This window comes from Mycobacterium europaeum, assembly GCF_002102155.1.
Lineage (GTDB): Bacteria > Actinomycetota > Actinomycetes > Mycobacteriales > Mycobacteriaceae > Mycobacterium > Mycobacterium europaeum.
In genome coordinates, this window is record NZ_LQOU01000051.1 from 156379 (window position 1) to 172391 (window position 16013).

The 16013-nt window shown below is 65.4% G+C and carries 18 protein-coding genes; 5 read left to right on the top strand and 13 right to left on the bottom strand.

Features of this window, described 5'->3' with window-relative positions:
• Nucleotides 1-67: 67 nt before the first annotated feature.
• On the top strand, nucleotides 68-292 hold the full coding sequence (locus AWC03_RS22655; RefSeq protein WP_085242933.1) for a hypothetical protein: 225 nt from the start codon (nucleotides 68-70) through the stop codon (nucleotides 290-292).
• A 5-nt stretch (nucleotides 293-297) separates the two neighbouring features.
• Here the strand turns inward: AWC03_RS22655 and AWC03_RS22660 are convergent, their stop codons facing one another.
• Entirely contained in the window at nucleotides 298-756 is a 459-nt protein-coding gene (locus tag AWC03_RS22660) for a nuclear transport factor 2 family protein (protein WP_085242934.1), read from the bottom strand.
• Between the two features lie 370 nt (nucleotides 757-1126).
• On the opposite strand from AWC03_RS22660, the gene AWC03_RS27140 reads away from it, so the two are divergent.
• On the top strand, nucleotides 1127-1426 hold the full coding sequence (locus AWC03_RS27140; RefSeq protein ID WP_142278484.1) for a hypothetical protein: 300 nt from the start codon (nucleotides 1127-1129) through the stop codon (nucleotides 1424-1426).
• Nucleotides 1427-1695: 269 nt separating this feature from the next.
• Here AWC03_RS27140 and AWC03_RS22665 read toward each other — a convergent pair whose 3' ends face one another.
• The 6 genes from AWC03_RS22665 to AWC03_RS28155 all read right to left on the bottom strand — a co-directional run bounded on the left by AWC03_RS22665 (nucleotide 1696) and on the right by AWC03_RS28155 (nucleotide 7299).
• Entirely contained in the window at nucleotides 1696-2556 is an 861-nt protein-coding gene (locus tag AWC03_RS22665) for a hypothetical protein (RefSeq protein ID WP_085242935.1), read from the bottom strand.
• A 39-nt stretch (nucleotides 2557-2595) separates the two neighbouring features.
• Entirely contained in the window at nucleotides 2596-3738 is a 1143-nt protein-coding gene (locus AWC03_RS22670; RefSeq protein WP_085242936.1) for an acyl-CoA dehydrogenase family protein, read from the bottom strand.
• Nucleotides 3739-4035: 297 nt separating this feature from the next.
• Nucleotides 4036-4818 carry a FadR/GntR family transcriptional regulator gene (locus AWC03_RS22675; protein WP_249025954.1) on the bottom strand — a complete coding sequence of 261 codons (783 nt, stop codon included), beginning with the start codon at nucleotides 4816-4818 and terminating at the stop codon, nucleotides 4036-4038.
• 151 nt (nucleotides 4819-4969) lie between these two features.
• Nucleotides 4970-6331, bottom strand: a complete 1362-nt coding sequence (locus AWC03_RS22680; RefSeq protein WP_085242937.1) for a class I adenylate-forming enzyme family protein — start codon at nucleotides 6329-6331, stop codon at nucleotides 4970-4972.
• 13 nt (nucleotides 6332-6344) lie between these two features.
• Nucleotides 6345-7160, bottom strand: coding sequence for a PaaI family thioesterase (locus AWC03_RS22685; protein WP_142278485.1), 816 nt, complete (start codon nucleotides 7158-7160; stop codon nucleotides 6345-6347).
• 4 nt (nucleotides 7161-7164) lie between these two features.
• Nucleotides 7165-7299: a hypothetical protein gene (locus AWC03_RS28155; RefSeq protein ID WP_276328782.1), complete on the bottom strand. Its 135-nt coding sequence runs from the start codon at nucleotides 7297-7299 to the stop codon at nucleotides 7165-7167.
• 205 nt (nucleotides 7300-7504) lie between these two features.
• Here AWC03_RS28155 and AWC03_RS22690 point away from each other — a divergent pair, with 205 nt between their 5' ends.
• Genes AWC03_RS22690 through AWC03_RS22700 form a run of 3 tightly spaced genes read left to right on the top strand, consistent with a single transcriptional unit; the run spans nucleotide 7505 to nucleotide 9673 of the window.
• Nucleotides 7505-8047 (top strand): acyl-CoA dehydrogenase family protein, encoded by a 543-nt coding sequence (locus AWC03_RS22690; protein ID WP_249025955.1) that lies wholly within the window; start codon nucleotides 7505-7507, stop codon nucleotides 8045-8047.
• A complete protein-coding gene (locus AWC03_RS22695; protein WP_085242940.1) occupies nucleotides 8044-8817 on the top strand; it encodes an enoyl-CoA hydratase/isomerase family protein in 774 nt (257 codons plus the stop codon). Before AWC03_RS22690 ends, AWC03_RS22695 begins: the two co-directional genes overlap by 4 nt.
• 1 nt (nucleotide 8818) lies before the next feature.
• Complete coding sequence (locus tag AWC03_RS22700; protein ID WP_085242941.1) at nucleotides 8819-9673, top strand: SDR family oxidoreductase; 855 nt, start codon at nucleotides 8819-8821, stop codon at nucleotides 9671-9673.
• A gap of 13 nt (nucleotides 9674-9686) precedes the next feature.
• Here the strand turns inward: AWC03_RS22700 and AWC03_RS22705 are convergent, their stop codons facing one another.
• The 6 genes from AWC03_RS22705 to AWC03_RS22725 all read right to left on the bottom strand — a co-directional run bounded on the left by AWC03_RS22705 (nucleotide 9687) and on the right by AWC03_RS22725 (nucleotide 15967).
• Nucleotides 9687-11303, bottom strand: coding sequence for a class I adenylate-forming enzyme family protein (locus tag AWC03_RS22705; protein WP_085242942.1), 1617 nt, complete (start codon nucleotides 11301-11303; stop codon nucleotides 9687-9689).
• A 10-nt stretch (nucleotides 11304-11313) separates the two neighbouring features.
• Nucleotides 11314-12858 (bottom strand): fatty-acid--CoA ligase FadD4, encoded by a 1545-nt coding sequence (fadD4, locus tag AWC03_RS22710; protein WP_085242943.1) that lies wholly within the window; start codon nucleotides 12856-12858, stop codon nucleotides 11314-11316.
• 9 nt (nucleotides 12859-12867) lie between these two features.
• Complete coding sequence (locus tag AWC03_RS22715; RefSeq protein ID WP_085242944.1) at nucleotides 12868-13365, bottom strand: Zn-ribbon domain-containing OB-fold protein; 498 nt, start codon at nucleotides 13363-13365, stop codon at nucleotides 12868-12870.
• 81 nt (nucleotides 13366-13446) lie between these two features.
• Nucleotides 13447-13566, bottom strand: a complete 120-nt coding sequence (locus AWC03_RS28355) for a DUF7156 family protein (RefSeq protein ID WP_420845690.1) — start codon at nucleotides 13564-13566, stop codon at nucleotides 13447-13449.
• Between the two features lie 30 nt (nucleotides 13567-13596).
• Nucleotides 13597-14418: a hypothetical protein gene (locus tag AWC03_RS22720; protein ID WP_249025956.1), complete on the bottom strand. Its 822-nt coding sequence runs from the start codon at nucleotides 14416-14418 to the stop codon at nucleotides 13597-13599.
• 352 nt (nucleotides 14419-14770) lie between these two features.
• On the bottom strand, nucleotides 14771-15967 hold the full coding sequence (locus AWC03_RS22725) for an amidohydrolase family protein (protein ID WP_085242946.1): 1197 nt from the start codon (nucleotides 15965-15967) through the stop codon (nucleotides 14771-14773).
• Between the last annotated feature and the right edge of the window lie 46 nt (nucleotides 15968-16013).

A 16013-nucleotide genomic window follows, 5' to 3' on the forward strand; every position in this document is an offset into this window, starting at 1 on the left:
CTCACCGGAGGCGGCTTGGCGTTGTCGTCGACCCCGGTCGGCGGCCGGTATCCCGAACCCTGCCTGCATGCGATGCGGCTGGGACGGGCGCGACGTCGTGCGCGGCTGCGCCGCGGTCGAGATCCCGTGTATACCGCTGAACCTTGTTCTGCTCAAGGGAATTCGGATGATAGGTTTCGAGAACCGGACCATCATGGATCACCTGCCCGATGTCGTGACACGGCACCTCAGCGAGGTGCTGCAGATGCTCCTCGGCAAAGAGGCTTCATGCCGCGTGCAGTTCGGCAGCTAAGCGCGTCACGGCCTGATCTTGCGCGGAACCAGTATTGCCCTTCCGATCCGCGATGCGATACGCCATCCCTCTGGTGTGCGTGTGTATTTGTCCTGAAACTCCATGAGTCGACACTCATCGACGGCGTAATCCGCCGGCTTGCCGTCCTCCTGAGGCGGCCCGTGGTACACCATCGCGCAGATGACGCCCTCTGCGTATTCGTCGGAAACGTTGAGGAAGTGAAAATTCGTCAGCTGATGTCGCGCGGTCACCTTGGGGCGCTGACGCATAGCCTCCCGGATTTCATCACGGCCGCGATGGATGTTGCCTGCCCTGTCGAAATGCGCATCAGTGGTGAACAACTGGATCATCGATTCGAAGTCACCGTGGTCCATGAAGTAGGCGAATGCGGTGTTGAGCTTCACGAGCTCCCACTCGACAAGCGCCTGGTGCACTCGTTCCGCTGTCGCGGCAGATGTTTCCATGTCACAACCTCACAGATGTTGATTTACGTTGACCTACAGGGATGCTCGGCGAGCGTTCGCCGCAAAAATCCACCTAACGACCACAACACAACCGCCGCAGTGATCGTATGAATATACTCTATTGAACACTACTCATATTATGTGTTCATACATGCCTAATGGTCAAGGACGGGCGCCGGGAGAACGGGCCGGACCCAAGTCATTGCGCCTGCCGCACATGCCATCCCCGACAAGTCTTAAGCCGGCGCTGTTTCTCATCGGCGCCCGCCCATCCTGGCTCAGGACGCGTGAGAGATGCCCGTGCACAGCCCGGCGTGCGACAGCGTACTCGCCGAGAGGGGGCCGCCGATCATCCCGAAATGTGGGCCAGTTGGCAGCCTTGATGGGCGATCACGATGGACTCGCCCGCGGCAACCCGATCAAAGTACCGTCCTGCATGGGATCGAAAGTGACTGAGATCCACGACGACCGGATGCGGTGGCGATACGACCGGCTGTCCGGCGCCCCTGGCCGGCGCTCTTTTTGGCATCGCGTCGATTCTGGCCACGATCCGACCGCGGCGCTTCACATGCAAGCTGTCGCCGGCTGCCACCCGCCGAAGGTAGGCGCACGTAGCACCGCGCAGCTGGCCGATCCCGATCGTGTGTTCCATGACCATCTCCCCAAGTGACCCGGCGGTGCGGGGGTCAACCGGTAGCTAAATATATTCCTATATAGCACCTCGGCGACGCAGGCCCTAACAGCGGCGGGCCATCGGCGCAGCTCGTGCGGTGACGGCACGTTCAGCGTTGGTGATCGGTCTGAAGTCCCTCTCGCACTTCGTCTGTGTTGAATCTGGCAAACATGGCCACGCCACGGGATCGCACACACCCGCATGTGCGCACAGACCCACCGACGCTAACCCAATGACAAGGCACGCAGGTTGTCCCGCAGGGAGGCTCATGTCAACGTGACCCGGCGGAACGCCGCTGACGCGGTGGCGATGATGCGGCCGTCGGCAGCTTCGTCGATCATGGTGGCCTCGACACCGAACCGCGGCCCGTGCGGGTTGACTACGACGGCACTGGCCACAAACGGGCCGGTGTAACCGGCCCGGACAAACATCACCGTGTAGTGCTCTACCTGCAGGTCCGTAGCGCCCAGGATCCGTTGGAGTTGGTCGGTCATCGCCGCTTCCAAGGCGATGTTGATGGGTCCCTGGTGCAGCGCCGAGTGCGGCGAGGCGATCTCAGGTGTCACCTTCGGGATTTCCAGCGTGCCGTCCGCCCGCTTGCTGATGCCGAACACCTCGCGCAGCGGCGGCAGATCCGGGGTGTCGGCCAGGTCATCGATCGGGTTTTCCACCGGGTAGAAGCCGGGCGGTACATCACCCAGGCTCACCCCACTGCCCGTCGAGATCGCGATGACCCGGCTGTGGTCGGCGGCGTCGACGACCCGGGCACGGCTGAAGCCCATGGTGCGACCCACGCTGATCACGTCGCGAATCACCTCTAGGCGCGTGACGTCGTAGGCGGGATCGAGGATGTCGTAGGTCATCGTCACCGGCGCGGGCACGCATTCGTCGTCGCGCCACCACGGTTCGGGCGCCAGGATCGTCAACGGGCCCGCCGTGATACCGCCCGATGAGTTGCGCATATCGTGGCGCAGCGGCATCGCTTCCTTCTCCACGCCGGCATCCAGGTGCGGTGTCGTTTTGCCAAGGTAGGTATAGCTTTTCAGGGCTCGCCAGGACTTCTCGAAGTGCTTCCAGTGCTCTTCGGGCGTCACGGTCCTGATGTCGCCGTAAGAATCGTTACCCACCTGACCTCCTTGTCGTGGGGCGCTAGCTGCCGATCGAGTTCACAGGCCGAGGTCGCGGCCGATCAGGTCTTTCATGATCTCGGTGGTGCCGCCGAAGATGGTCATGATGCGGGTGTCCACGTAGTCGCGCGCCACCCGGTACTCGTTCATGTAGCCGTAGCCGCCGTGCAGCTGCACGCAGGCGTCGACGACTTTCTTGGCGAGCTCGGTGCACCACCACTTGGCCTTGGCGGCTTCCACCGCCGTCAACTCGTTGTCCCGCACCGCCAGCAGACACCGGTCGATGTACTGCTCGGCGATCTCCAGCTCGGTGTCGAGCTCGGCCATCACGAAGCGGTTGTGTTGGAAGCTGCCGATCGGCTGTCCGAATGCCCTGCGGTCCTTGGCGTACTGAAGGGTCTGCCGCCAGGTCTCGCGGGCGCCGGCGACTGCGGAGATTGCGATCGACAGTCGCTCGGAGGGCAGGTTGTGCATCAGGTGGTAGAACCCTCGACCTTCGGCGCCGAGCACATTGGTCGACGGGACCCGGACGTTCTCGAAGTGCAATTCGGCGGTGTCTTGTGAGGGCAATCCCATCTTGTCCAGCTTGCGCCCCCGGGTGAAGCCCGCCATGTCGCGCTCCACCACCAGCAGTGTGAATCCCTTGTGTCCTGCCGCGGGATCGGTGCGCGTGACGACCACGACGAGATCGCAGTTGATGCCGGAGGAGATGAAGGTCTTGGAGCCGTTGAGGATCCAGTCGTCGCCGTCGCGGACCGCGGAGGTGCGGATGCCGGCCAAGTCGCTACCCGCGCCGGGCTCGGTCATCGCGATCGCCACGATGGTCTCCCCACTGATGATCCCCGGCAGCCACCGCTTCTTCTGCTCGTCATTGGCCAATGTGCTGAAGTAGGGGCCCACGACATCGTTCTGCAGGCTCAGCGCGGGAACAACGTTGCCCCACTTCGCGAACTCCTCATTGATGACGGCGTTGAACCGGAAGTCATCCGAACCACCACCCCCATACTCCTCGGGCATATTGAATCCGATCAGGCCGTACTTAGCCGCCGCGAGGTAGGCCGAACGGTCGACGATGCGCTCGCGTTCCCACTTCTCGGCATGCGGTGCAACCTCACGCTCGATGAACTGTCGCGCGGTCTCCCGCAGCTGTTCGTGCTCGGCCTCGAACACCAAACGCCTCATCCTCACACCCACTTTCTCGCCGGTCCGCAGCCGCGACGGGCCGGCTCGGCAACGCCCTGTCGATCACCTATAATCCGATATATGGTTATCTGATTATCGTAGGGTACCTCCGGTGTGAGGACTCGCTGGGGTGCCGGATCGTCAAACCCGGTGCGACCGACGGGACCGGCTGGACTCGTTATCGGTCGCTGAGCAAGCACTTGGAAACTGGCCGAGCAGCCGTTGGCGTTATGTTGGTCGTGATGCCGAGCCAGCGAGTTGCATTGAGCGCCAATGTGATTGTTTTTCGCCGGTTCGCTAGGAGAGCAGGTCGATGACGCGGTCCCGGTGCTGAACCTTCGTGAGATAGCGACGGGCGCTGGTCATGTGGTCCCGCCAGGCTTGTTCGGCGGCTTCGCCGTCTCCGGCGTGGATGAGGGCCGCGATCTTTTCGTAGCTGCGCAGCGCGCGCCGGTTCGCCCGCGCGAGTTCTGGACTGTCAGACCCGATTTCAGCGACAGTCGTGGCCAGTTCGCGCTCGATGATCTCCGAGAGCATGCCGATAACCGCGGCCAGGGTGTGGTTGCCGGACAGCTCAACGAGTTTGAGGTGGAAACTCACCCCGGCACTGTGGAATCCGCGGGGGTCTTCGGCGGCGGCGCAAACCCGGCCGAGTTCGTCGTCGAGCGCGGTCAGTTGGGCCCATGAGGCAGTTTGCGCCAGTCGGCGCACCGCGGGCGGCTCGATGACCAGTCGGGCGTCCCAGACGTCACCGATGGTCGTGCCGGACAGCATCAGCACCATGGCGAACAATCTGGCGGCGGCGTCGGGACCAGGCACCGTCACGCGCGCACCGCCGGGTGGGCCGCGGCGGATGGTGACCAACGCGTCGCCTTCCAACAACCGCAGCGCTTCCCGCAGTGTCGGTCGCGATACCCCGAATCGTCGTATCAGTTCGGCTTCGGGCGGCAGCCAGTCACCGTCGACGAGTTCCCCGCTGACAATCATCCGCCGGACCTGAGCCGCAACCTGATCCGACATCTTGAGCGGACGGACCCGCTGCTCGGCGCCGGCACGTGCAAACGGGTTGCCCTCCGTCACGCACTCCTCCTCGCCCGGTCGTGCGGGTCAATGATAGTCACCCAAGGAAGTGGCGCTAGTTCATCTACAGCAATGATCCCATCCTCATAGCTAAGGGTAGGTTGGCGCCACGCACGCATGTCGTTGCACAACAAGGGATCACACGATGACCTCACATCGGCAGGGCGCGTCGCAGCACCTTGCCCGCCGGTGATCGAGGGAGCTCGGGGATTCGCACCCACTCGTCAGGGACTTTGAAGCCCATGGTTCTCGCCCGGGTCCAGACCCGGACCTCGTCGAAGTCAACCTCGTCGCCGACGACATACGCCCGGATCCGTTGACCGAGCCGCTCGTCAGGAATGCCGACGATGGCGACCTCGTGGATGCTCGGGTGGCCGGTGATGAGGGCCTCGACCTCGGTGGGGTCGACGTTCTCCCCGCCGCGGACGATGCGGTCTCCAGCGCGTCCGATCAGGCGCAGCCGCCCCTCTTCGTCGAGGGTGCCAAGGTCTCCTGTGTGCAACCATGCACCGTCCACCGCTCCGAAGAGGTGGGCGGCGCGGGCGACCACCTCTTCACCGTCCAGCCGCAGCTCGACGCCCGGAAGGGCGACGCCGACCGTGTCCAAGCCAATACCCGCGCGGTGGGCGTCGTCGTCGAGCCAGGTCAGCGGACTGCCCTCGGTCTGGCCGTAGAGCTGGATCAGCCGAACCTCGGGCAGCGCGTCGATGACGCGCCGTACGAGCGCGGGAGCCATTGGGGCGGCGCCGTACTGGATGACCTCCAGCGGTGCATCTGCGAGCGCACCCCGTTCCAGGAGGTCGTGGAGCATTGTGGGCACGAGGATGGTGTGCGTCGCGCCCAGTGCGGCGAGCTCAGCCCAGTGCGCGGCTGCCCCGCCGGGTAGCGGGGCGACCGCGGAGCCGGCGCCGAGCCCCACCAGGAGCTGGCCCAGGCCGGCAATGTGGTGCAGGGGCGATCCCGCTGTGACGATCGAGGCCGGGGTCAGGCCCAGGATCGCCGCGAGCAGTCTGATGCGGGCGACCAGCTCGCGGTGACGTCCGGGCACCCGCTTGGGGACGCCGGTTGTTCCGGACGTGTGCAACACCAGGGCGACGTCGGTGTCCCCGGGGATGGGCAGCGGTGTGGTTGACCGCGGGAAGGACGGAAGCGATACCGGCCGGCATCCGGCACTGCGCACCAGGTCGGCCAACGATCCCTCGTCGACCACGACCAGCGATGTCCGTCCCGGATCCAGCAGGGGTAGTAGGTCGGCTGGCCCGGAGCGGGGGTTCAATGGCGCCACGGGAAGTCCCAGGGCGGCGCCTGCCACGGTGAGGGCAAGGACGTCCGGGCCGGAGGGGACGAGCAGCGGGATGTGCAGCGCGCCTTCGGTGGGCTGTCCGGCGAGCCAGTCCGCGGCTCCCGCGGCGCGCTCGAGCAGTTCGCCTGTACTCCAGCGCATTTGGGGCGTGACCACCGCCAGCGACGTCTGAGGCCTCGCCCGAAGCAGGGTGAGCAGGGTTTCCACCACTGCGTGGCTCCCTTCAGGTGGTGACCGCGTAGGTGGAGGTCGAGGACCCCAGCAGCGCACCGGTCTCGTCGAGCAGGCGGCACGTCGTGGAGACGATCCGGCGTCCGACACGGTCGATCGACGCTTCGCAGCGCACCAGGCATCCGGCCTGTGCCGGCACCGGGCGGAGGTAGCGGTGAGCGTGCCCCAGGGGTGTCACGGTGCGGCCTTGGGAGGCAACCCGGCGTGAGGCGAGCTCCGAGAGCGCCGAGATGAAGCCGCCGTGGATGTGACCGTGGCGGTTGGCCACGCGCGGGTCCGCAGCCCAGCTGGTGACGACCCGATCCGCAGACTCTTCCTCGACGACCAGCGACAGGACCTGTTCGATCGCAGTGCCGTAGACACTGCCGTCGACTAGCGCGGCGAAATCCGAAGGCTCACGGACCAGCGTGTGATACCGCGCGATCCCGTGGGCCAGCACCGTGCCCCGGTCGTCGACAACGTCGCCGTAGGCCACCAGCACCTCCCCTTGGTGGCTCAACACGTGGCCGTAGGAGAGCAGCTCGGTCCCCCTGCTGGGGACCCCGGCGGCGAACCAGGTCTGCAAGGCGCCGCTGATGCTCACCTCCTGCGGAGCCAAGGCAGTCATGGCCAGCATCCCCAGGCCGGAGTCCAGGACCACCTGCAACAGCGCAGGGTGGACGTGGCCGTCGGTGATCCACGCCGGTGCCAGGGCCGCTCGCGCGCAGGCACCACGCTTGGGGGCGTCGGTGAAAGTCATCCCGGTCAACGTGAAGCAGGGCGAGGAGATCTGCCGTACCGGCCCGCGGGGCCGCAACCCGTCACTCACCTGATCAAACGTCGACCGGATCGGCCGCGCGCCCAGCTGCGACGGCCATGGTCAGCACATCCTCATCGGGCCCGTTCACCTGGCGACTGCCCGCTGCCCCGGGCAGCGCATAGCGGCTTATCGAGACGATGTCGGTCATAAAGCCTCGCTTCGCGTAGAGCCCCTGGGGTCGCGGACACAAATACGGTAGATAGTTAGATATTTTTACGCAAACCTGCCGGCCGTCGCACCGCGTCGGTGCCGATCGTGGGCCCTGGACTGGCCAGCTCCCAGCCGGTGCGCACCCTATAATTGAGCGAGTTTATCTATATAAACTCATGCTGCGCCGGAGCCAAGGAGACGCGATGGATGTGTCATTCACCGATGACGACCGGCCGTTTCGCCGCGAGGTGCGTCAGTGGCTGCATGCCGATGTCCTCAACACCAAACGCCCCCAGGACTTCCGGGACGCGCGAGCGTGGGATATGGCGTGGCAGCGCACGCAGTTCGGCGACGGCTTCGGCGGTATCGCCTGGCCGTGCGAGTATGGCGGGCGGGTTCAACCATTGGTGCGCGAACTGATCTGGTACGAGGAGTATGCCCGCGAGGGTGGGCCCGACATCGGCTGCGGGTTCGTGGGCATCAACCACGGCGGACCGACGTTGATCGCTCGGAGTAGCGAGGTGCAGAAGCGACGACATCTACCGAGAATCCTTGCCGGCGAGGAAGTGTGGTGCCAGGGATTCTCCGAGCCAGGCGCGGGATCCAACCTCGCAGCCATCACCACAAGAGGCCGTGTCAACGGCGACGAGGTAGTGGTCAACGGCCAGAAGATCTGGATCAGCTTCGCCCACATGGCCGACTTTGAGGAACTGCTGCCCCGCAACGACCCACTGGAGGACTTGTGAGCAGCACCGAACTGGCAGCCGACATCGTCGACGGTGTCGGCGTGGTTTCACTGAACCGTCCACACCGCCACAATGCCGTCACCGACGCACTGTTCGAGGCGCTGAGTACCACCGTTCGCGGCTATCTCGACGACCCCGCGGTGGGCTGCCTGTTGCTGCGCGGCGAGGGTCCGTCGTTCTGTTCAGGTCGTGACACTGCCGAACTGGGCCACCGCGCGGGCGGCGAGGACGATTTCACCTTCGTGCGGGCTCATCAACGGCTGCGCCTGGACATGCTCGACGCCCCCAAACCCATTGTGGCCGCGGTCCAGGGCGCTGCGCTGGGCGGCGGTTTCGAAATGGCACTGGCGGCCGACATCCGCATCGTCGCCGACGACGCGGTCTTCGGGCTGCCCGAAGTGGAGCTCGGACTGGTACCCGATACCGGTGGCACACAGATTCTGCCGGCGCTGGTCGGTCCCGCCCGCGCCAAGTACCTCGTCCTCAGCGGTGCGCGGATCGACGCGGCCACCGCCTATGCCTGGGGCCTGGCCGAGGAACTGGTGCCCGTCGACATGCTGAGGGCCCGCGCGATGCAGCTGTGTCGGCTGCTGGCCACCCGACCGGCGTTGGCGATGTCGATGGGCAAGATGTTGGTGAATCAGTCCACCGCAGGCGGTATCCGCACCGGCATCGGCCAGGAGTTGCTCGCGCAGACGGCGCTGTTCGGCTCGGCCGACTTTCAACGGATCAAGCAACGCGCGACGGGTGCGCGACAGGAGGGCCACTGACATGGCGCTGCCGGCTCCTCCCCCGCTGGGCACCGCAATGCTGCCACCGAATACGTATGCCGGGCAGGTCGTTGCTGTCACCGGCGGCGGCACCGGACTGGGCCGCGCGATGGCGGTCGAATTCGCCCGACTCGGTGCGGCTGTCGTGGTGGCCAGCCGCAAACCCGACCATCGCGAGATGGGGTGCCGGGCCGTCGAGCAGGTCGGCGGCACAGCCCTGGGTGTCGCGCTGGACGTGCGCGACGCTGACGCCGTCGCGGCGATGTTCGACACGGTCGAGCGCGATCTGGCACCCGTCGATGTGGTGATCAACAACGCCGCGGGTAACTTTCCCGTGCCCGCTGCCAAGATGAGTCCGGGCGCATGGCGCAGCGTCGTGGATATCGTGTTGACCGGAAGTTTCTTGTGCAGCCGGGAATTCGCCGCCCGGGCGATCACTCGGGGTGCTGCGGGCGCGGTGCTCAACATCGGTGCCACCTACTCGTGGACCGGCGGCCCGGGTACCGCCCATTCGGCGGCGGCCAAGGCCGGAGTCACCAACCTGACCCAGTCGCTGGCCGTCGAGTGGGCGCCACACGGTATCCGGGTGAACTGCCTGGCGCCGGGTAAGTTCCCCCACGATGACCTGCCCGAGGTGCTGCGGGCACGCTCGACCCCCGAGCAGGACGCCGCCCGGATCCCCGGCGGGCGCATCGGCCAACCGCATGAACTCGGTTGGGCAGCAACGTATTTGTGCTCGCCCTACGCCGCATACCTCACGGGGCACACGCTGGTCTTAGATGGCGCGAACTGGTTGCGGCGCAGCCTGACCATGCCCGAATTCACCCCGATCGAACAGCAGCTGCCCGAGGGCTAGGCCGCCCGACGACTCATCGGCCGAAGTGGGTCGCGCGCAGGTCGGCCTTGCGGACCTTGCCCAGTGAGGTGCGGGGCAGTGATTCCACGATCACGAGCCGTTCGGGGGTCTTCTGCTTGGCCAGACCCGAGGCGGCGAAGTGGCGCCGCACTTCGTCGAGATCCAGGCATGCTCCGGGTTCGAGCACCACGACCGCGGCGACCACGTCGCCGTAGCGAGGGTCGGGGGCCGCCACCACCGCGGCTTCCCGCACTGACGGGTGGGCGTTGAGGATGTCCTCGACCTGGCCGGACGAAATCGTCTCCCCCGCCCGGATGATCACGTCTTTGATCCGATCGGTGATGCTCAGGCGGCCTTCGGCGTCGAGGTGACCGAGATCGCCGGTGCGAAACCAGCCGTCGGAGGTGAACGCAGCCGCGTTGAGCACCGGATCGTGGTAGCCGATGAATTGGTCGGGGCCCCGCACCACGACTTCGCCGTCCTGGCCTGGCGGCACCGGTGTTCCGTTGGGACCCAGGATCCGCACCGAGGAGCCGCGCATCGGTGTGCCGTCGGTGCCCAGTCGTGTCTTGTCGGGATCCTCGGGGTGTCCACCGGTGACCGTCGGATGCTCGGTGAGCCCATAACAGCGGTAGGTGGTGATGCCGGCGGCGGCAGCGCGCCGTCCCTGCTCGTCGGTGACCGTCGCGGCGCCGACAAGGAACTCGCGCAGGCTCGCCAGTTTCTCCGCGGTGTCACCGAGATCCAGCAGGCCTTCCAGGTGAAAGGGCGTTCCCGCTGTCGAGGTCACCCGGTAGCGCGCCACGATGTCGGCGGCCTTAGCCGGATCCCAGCTGTCGACGAAGACCGCGTGGGAGCCCGACATCAGCGGCCGCAGCAGCGAGCCGACGCCGGCGATGTGGCCCGGCGGGAATGACACCAACTGAACGTCGCCGGGCCGGCCGGCGATGAGGTCGGCCACGGTTGCCTGCTCGGCCAGCAGCGAATTATGGCTGTGCCGAACCCCTTTGGGTGCTGACGTTGTCCCCGAGGCGTAGAGCAACAGACAGACGTCGTCGGCCGACGGCGACGGCTCGGCATAGCCGGCCGACCGCGCCGGCAGTGCCGACCAACCCAGATAGCCCTGGCCGGATTCGGCGCCGACGAGCACGGTGTGCTGCAGGGTGGCGACGCGAGCGTAGTCATCGAGGCGGTCCAGATTCGACGTCGACCGGGACGTCGCCGCCATGATCAGGACCTTGGCGACGCTTTCGCCCAGGATGAAGCCGACCTCGTGCGGACCGTAGATGTGGATGATCGGGACCAGCACGGCCCCGCACAGCAATACCGCCTCGTAGGCGACTGCGCACTCCAGGCGATTGGTCAGCTGGACCGCCACCACGTCGCCGCACGCTACGCCCAGCCGCTGCAGCCCCGCCGCCAGAGCCAGTGCCTGGCCGTGGATATCGGCGACACTGGACCTGGTCTCGGTTTGCCCGGTGACAAAAACCACCGGGCTCTCGCCATGCCGGGCTGCGCCATCGTGCAACGCATCGATACACGTGCGCGTCGAGTACCAGCCCTGGCGGTACCACTTGTCCCGTAACGGTGCGTAGTCGAACCCGGTCGATGGGGTGGTGTCGGTGACCATGTGACCGGGCTTATCCGCAGCGACCGACAAGTCGTTGGGAGTACTTCTTGACCAGCTCGTGCTTGTAAAGCTTTCCGGTATCCGAACGAGGCAGCTGCGCCTCAAACGAGATCGACCGCGGACACTTGAAGTGCGCCAGGCGTTCACGAAGCCATGCCAGGAGTTCTTGTGCGAACTCGTCGGTGGCGTCGGTGGCATCGACGGTTTGCACGGCGGCTTTCACAGACTGACCCATCGACTCATCGGGGATGCCGAACACCGCGGCGTCGAGCACCCGCGGGTGGGTGATCAGCATGTCCTCGGCTTCCTGCGGATAGATGTTCACACCGCCCGAGATGATCATGTGGTGGCGCCGGTCGGTCAGGTAGAGGTAGCCGTCATCATCGAGGTAGCCGACATCGCCGACGGTCACCCATCCGTGGACGTCGCGCGCTGCGACGGTCTTCGCCTCGTCATTGAGATAGGTGAACGGATGCCCGCCGCCCTCGTAGTAGATCTCACCGGTATAACCGGGCGGAAGTTCATTGCCGTTCTCGTCGAGGATGTGTGGGGCGCCGACCAGCGGCTTGCCCACCGACCCGGGGTAAGCCAACCAGTCTTGCGCCCGGATGAACGAGGCGCCGACAGCCTCCGAGGAGGCGTAGTACTCATCGACGATGGGCCCCCACCACTGGATCATCTGGTGCTTGATAGCGACCGGGCACGGCGCGGCGGCGTGGACCACGCGCTGCAGGCTGGAGACGTCATACGAATTGCGCACGGAATCAGGGAGTCTGAGCATCCGGACGAACATCGTGGGAACGAACTGGCCGTGCGTGATCTGATGACGCTGGATGGCGTCCAACGCCTGTTCGGCGTCGAACTTCTCCATCACCACAGTGGTGCCGCCCAGCGCCTGCACCGACATGGACCAGAATGACGGGGCGGTGTGATACAGCGGCGCCGGACTCAAATACACCGACTGGTCATCGATGCCGACCGCGTTCAGCAATGGGGTCAAGATGTTGGGGGCCTCGACCGGAGGCAGGTGCGGCAGCTCGCGCCGGATTCCTTTGGGGCGTCCGGTGGTTCCCGAGGAGTACTGCAGCAGGTCGCCTTCCCGCTCATCGGCGATCGGGGTGTCGGGCTGGTCGGCGACACAGTCGGGATAGCGCAGCCAGCCCTCGAGTTGGTCGTCGGCCAGGATCCTCAGCTCCGGCAGACCGTTGCGGAGGTGTTGTGCCAGTTCGTCACACACCTGCCGCAGCGCTCGCGAGCCGATGACCGCGGCTGCGCCGCTGTCCTCGACGATGTAGGCGGCTTCCGCCGCGGTCAGATGGGTGTTGATCAGTGCGTAGTACAGACCGGCGCGCCGCGCCGCCCACATCACCGCGTGCACGTGCTCGTTGTTCTCCATGAGCACCGCAATGGTGTCGCCCTCGCGCAGGCCCGCCTGGCGAAAGTAATGAGCCAGCCGGTTGGCTCGCGCCTCGAGTTCCGCGAAGCTGAGCCGGATACCGGACGGGTGCAGAACTAATGCCGTCTTGTTGGATTCGATCCAGTCACGAATCTGCATGCGCTCAACTCAGTGGTCGTTGCCGCGGTGACCGACCTTGGCTGGACGCACCGGTCGGAACAACGGAATCCACACCCGGCTCTCGTCATCGCCGGTTCCCGTCGGCCAGTCTTCGAAGAACACCCCGACCTCAAGGCCGACGTGGACGTCCTGGACCGCGATGTCCACGACGTTGGTGATCAACCGGACATCGGGCTCGTCAGCAAGCTCGACGATCGCGACGACGTAAGGCGGCTCGAAGCCGGGAATCCAGGGCTGGCGGTTAATGGTGTAGGCGACCACCGTCGCGCGGCCGGAGACCTTCTCCGGGGCGACGTCGAAGCTTCGGCAGCGCCAACAGACCGGTCCGGGCGGGTGGTAGAAGTGTCCGCAGCCGTGGCAGCGGAAGATCCGCAACTCGCCGTCGCGCCCGCCGGTCCAAAACGGGGTCGATTCGGCCGTTGGAGTTGGGGCCAAACGCAACTGGGGGCGCCGATACCCCGAGCCGACGGTCGCGGTATCAGTCACGGTGACTCCGCGTGGTGATTCTGTGGTCGGACATGATCTGTGGGCCTCCGGTTGATCGATCGGTGTCGTGAAGGTGCGGTGTCACACCGTGGTGAAGTAGACGACGATTCCCAGCAGGACGATGCCGAGCAGGCAGCCGCCGACGAGACAGATCGTCTCTGTGCGCAATTCACGTCGCGACGACGGGGGCAGAAAGGTCATGGTTCCTCGTTTCGCAGCATCGGACGGTGGTCAGGGAACAAAGATGCTGTCGTTGCCGGTGATGATCCGCATCAGCACCAGCGGTGCGACGAGCATGACGAAGAAGCTGACCTGGAACACGACGAACCAGGACGCGAAACGGGCAAGCTCGAACTTCCAGCGCGGGATGGTGACCTCGTAGTTGAGCAGGTCGTCGTATTCCTGCTGCTTACTGCGGCGCTGAGCAGCCGGCGCCAACGTCGCCGTAGCAGTCTGGGCGGAGTTGACCGCCGCGTGACCCGTGCCGGTCTGCGCCGGTGTGGGTTTGGGCCGGGTGGCACCCTCGAGGCGAAAGAAGCGCTCGAAGTGATTGAGCCCGCGCACTGGTGGCTTGCCGGCCCAGTAGGCGATCAGATTGGGCCAGAAGCACATCAGGCCGATGGTCCACAGCAGCGTGATCTGCCCCCCGTTGGCGAATCGGAGCACCGGCCCCATCCCGGGGTCGTAGGTCCACCATCCCATTGCTGCGGCGATGCCTTCCACGAAGAAGTCCCACGCATAGTTGACCGGGATCGCAAGCACGAGAATCGCTTTGAGCATGCTCCAGTCGAACTTTTTGGCCAGCAACTGGCCCAGCCACAGCACCACCAACGCGTGCACGGTCCAATACACCGCGTAGGCGAACGGCATGAACAGCGGATCGTGGGGGGTTTTCAGCGGAAGCCAGTCCAGCAGGTGGTGCGTCCGGAACGTGGGGCTGTACACAAGTTCCTGACCCCAGTCGCCGATCGTCTCCATCCAGTACACCAGCATGCTGTTGATCAGGAACAGAAATCCCCAGGTGAGCCGGCGCCGGCGGACGGAGTCAACCACTGCCAGGACAATGATCAGACCGCCGACGATAGGCATCCCCCAGTTGAAGAACCACGTGCCCGCCGGGGCGACGAGCGCTGGCGGCGTTGGAGTTTCGGCTAAGGCCACACAAACTCCCGCCTTCGGTCCATCACGGTCGAGATAGATAACTTAGTTGACGTTATCAGCAGCATCCCCGGTGGGGAAGCGTCACACTGTCGTATCGACTAGCACGTGCGTGCCCCAGCCCACACCGATCACGCCCACCAGTACCGTCATCGAATATCGTCCGTAGCGTCGAAAGGCAAAAGCACATTGGTTCTTGCGGGCCGGCGACTGTGGCGCCGCCAGCCCGACATCGGCCGAACCCCGGCTAGGCCGAGAGAACCACCTCTCGGACCGGCACCCGGGGGAAGTTGAGCATCCGGCGGGCATTCTCCTCGACGATCAGTGCACATTCGTCGTCGGGAACCTCGGCGAGTACCTCGGCGGCACGCTTGCGCGAGTTCGGCCAGGTGGAGTCCGAATGCGGGAAGTCGATCTCCAGGGTGATGCGGTCGACGCCGATCGCGTGCCGGTTCTTCAACCCGTGCTCATCATCGATGAAGCAGCCCCAGAAGTGCTTGCGGAACAGGTCCGAAGGGCGGGTGTCGAAGTCGATCGGCTGGTAGTAGCGGTGGCGCTCCCACACGTAGTCCGTGCGCTCGAGGATGTAGGGCACCCAGCCGATGCCACCTTCGGCGAGCGAGAACTGCAGGTCCGGGAACTGCTGCAGCTTGCCGGAGAACAGCAGGTCGACGGTCGTCCACATCAGGTTGGTGGCGAACAGCGTGATGGCGACGGCGAACGGCGCGTCGGGCATCTGCATCTGGCCCGCTATCGGTTTCATCGAGGAGAACGAGAAGCCGGGGACATAGGACCCGGAGCCGAAGTGCAGCGACACCGGCATCTTCGCATCGGAGCACACGCGCCACAGGTCGTCCCAGTGGTCGGAGTGGAACGACGGCAGGCCCAGCGGCACCGGACTGTCGGGGAAGGACACCGTGCGTGCGCCCTTGGCGGCCACCCGCTGCGCCTCGGCGACCGAGGCGGCGGCATCCCATACCGGCAGGATCGCGAGCGGGATGTAGCGCTCGGGTGCCGTCGCACACCATTCGTCGATATAGAAGTCGTTCCAGGCCTGAACGCAGAGCAACGCCAACTCCTTGTCCTGCCCACGGAAGAAGGTGCCCCCGCCGAAGCCGGGGAACGACGGGAAGCACAGCGCGGCCTGCACGCCGTCGAGATCCATGTCGGCGATCCGCGCGACGGGGTCGTAGCAGCCCGGGATCATGTCCTCGTAGCGGACCGGATCGATGCCCCACTCCTCCCGCGGCTTGCCGGCCACGGCATTGAGCCCGATGGTCGGGAAGACCTGACCGTCGTAGGACCACAGGTGCTGGCCGTTTTGCTCGATGATCCGCGGGCCGGCCTCGCGGAACTTCTGCGGCAACCGGTCCTGCCACACCCGGGGATGTTCGACGAGGTGGTCGTCGACCGAAACGATCTGGTGATTGTCCTGTAGCGGCATCGGTGCCTCCGAATTCTGACGCACCGTCTTGATTTCTGACGGTTCA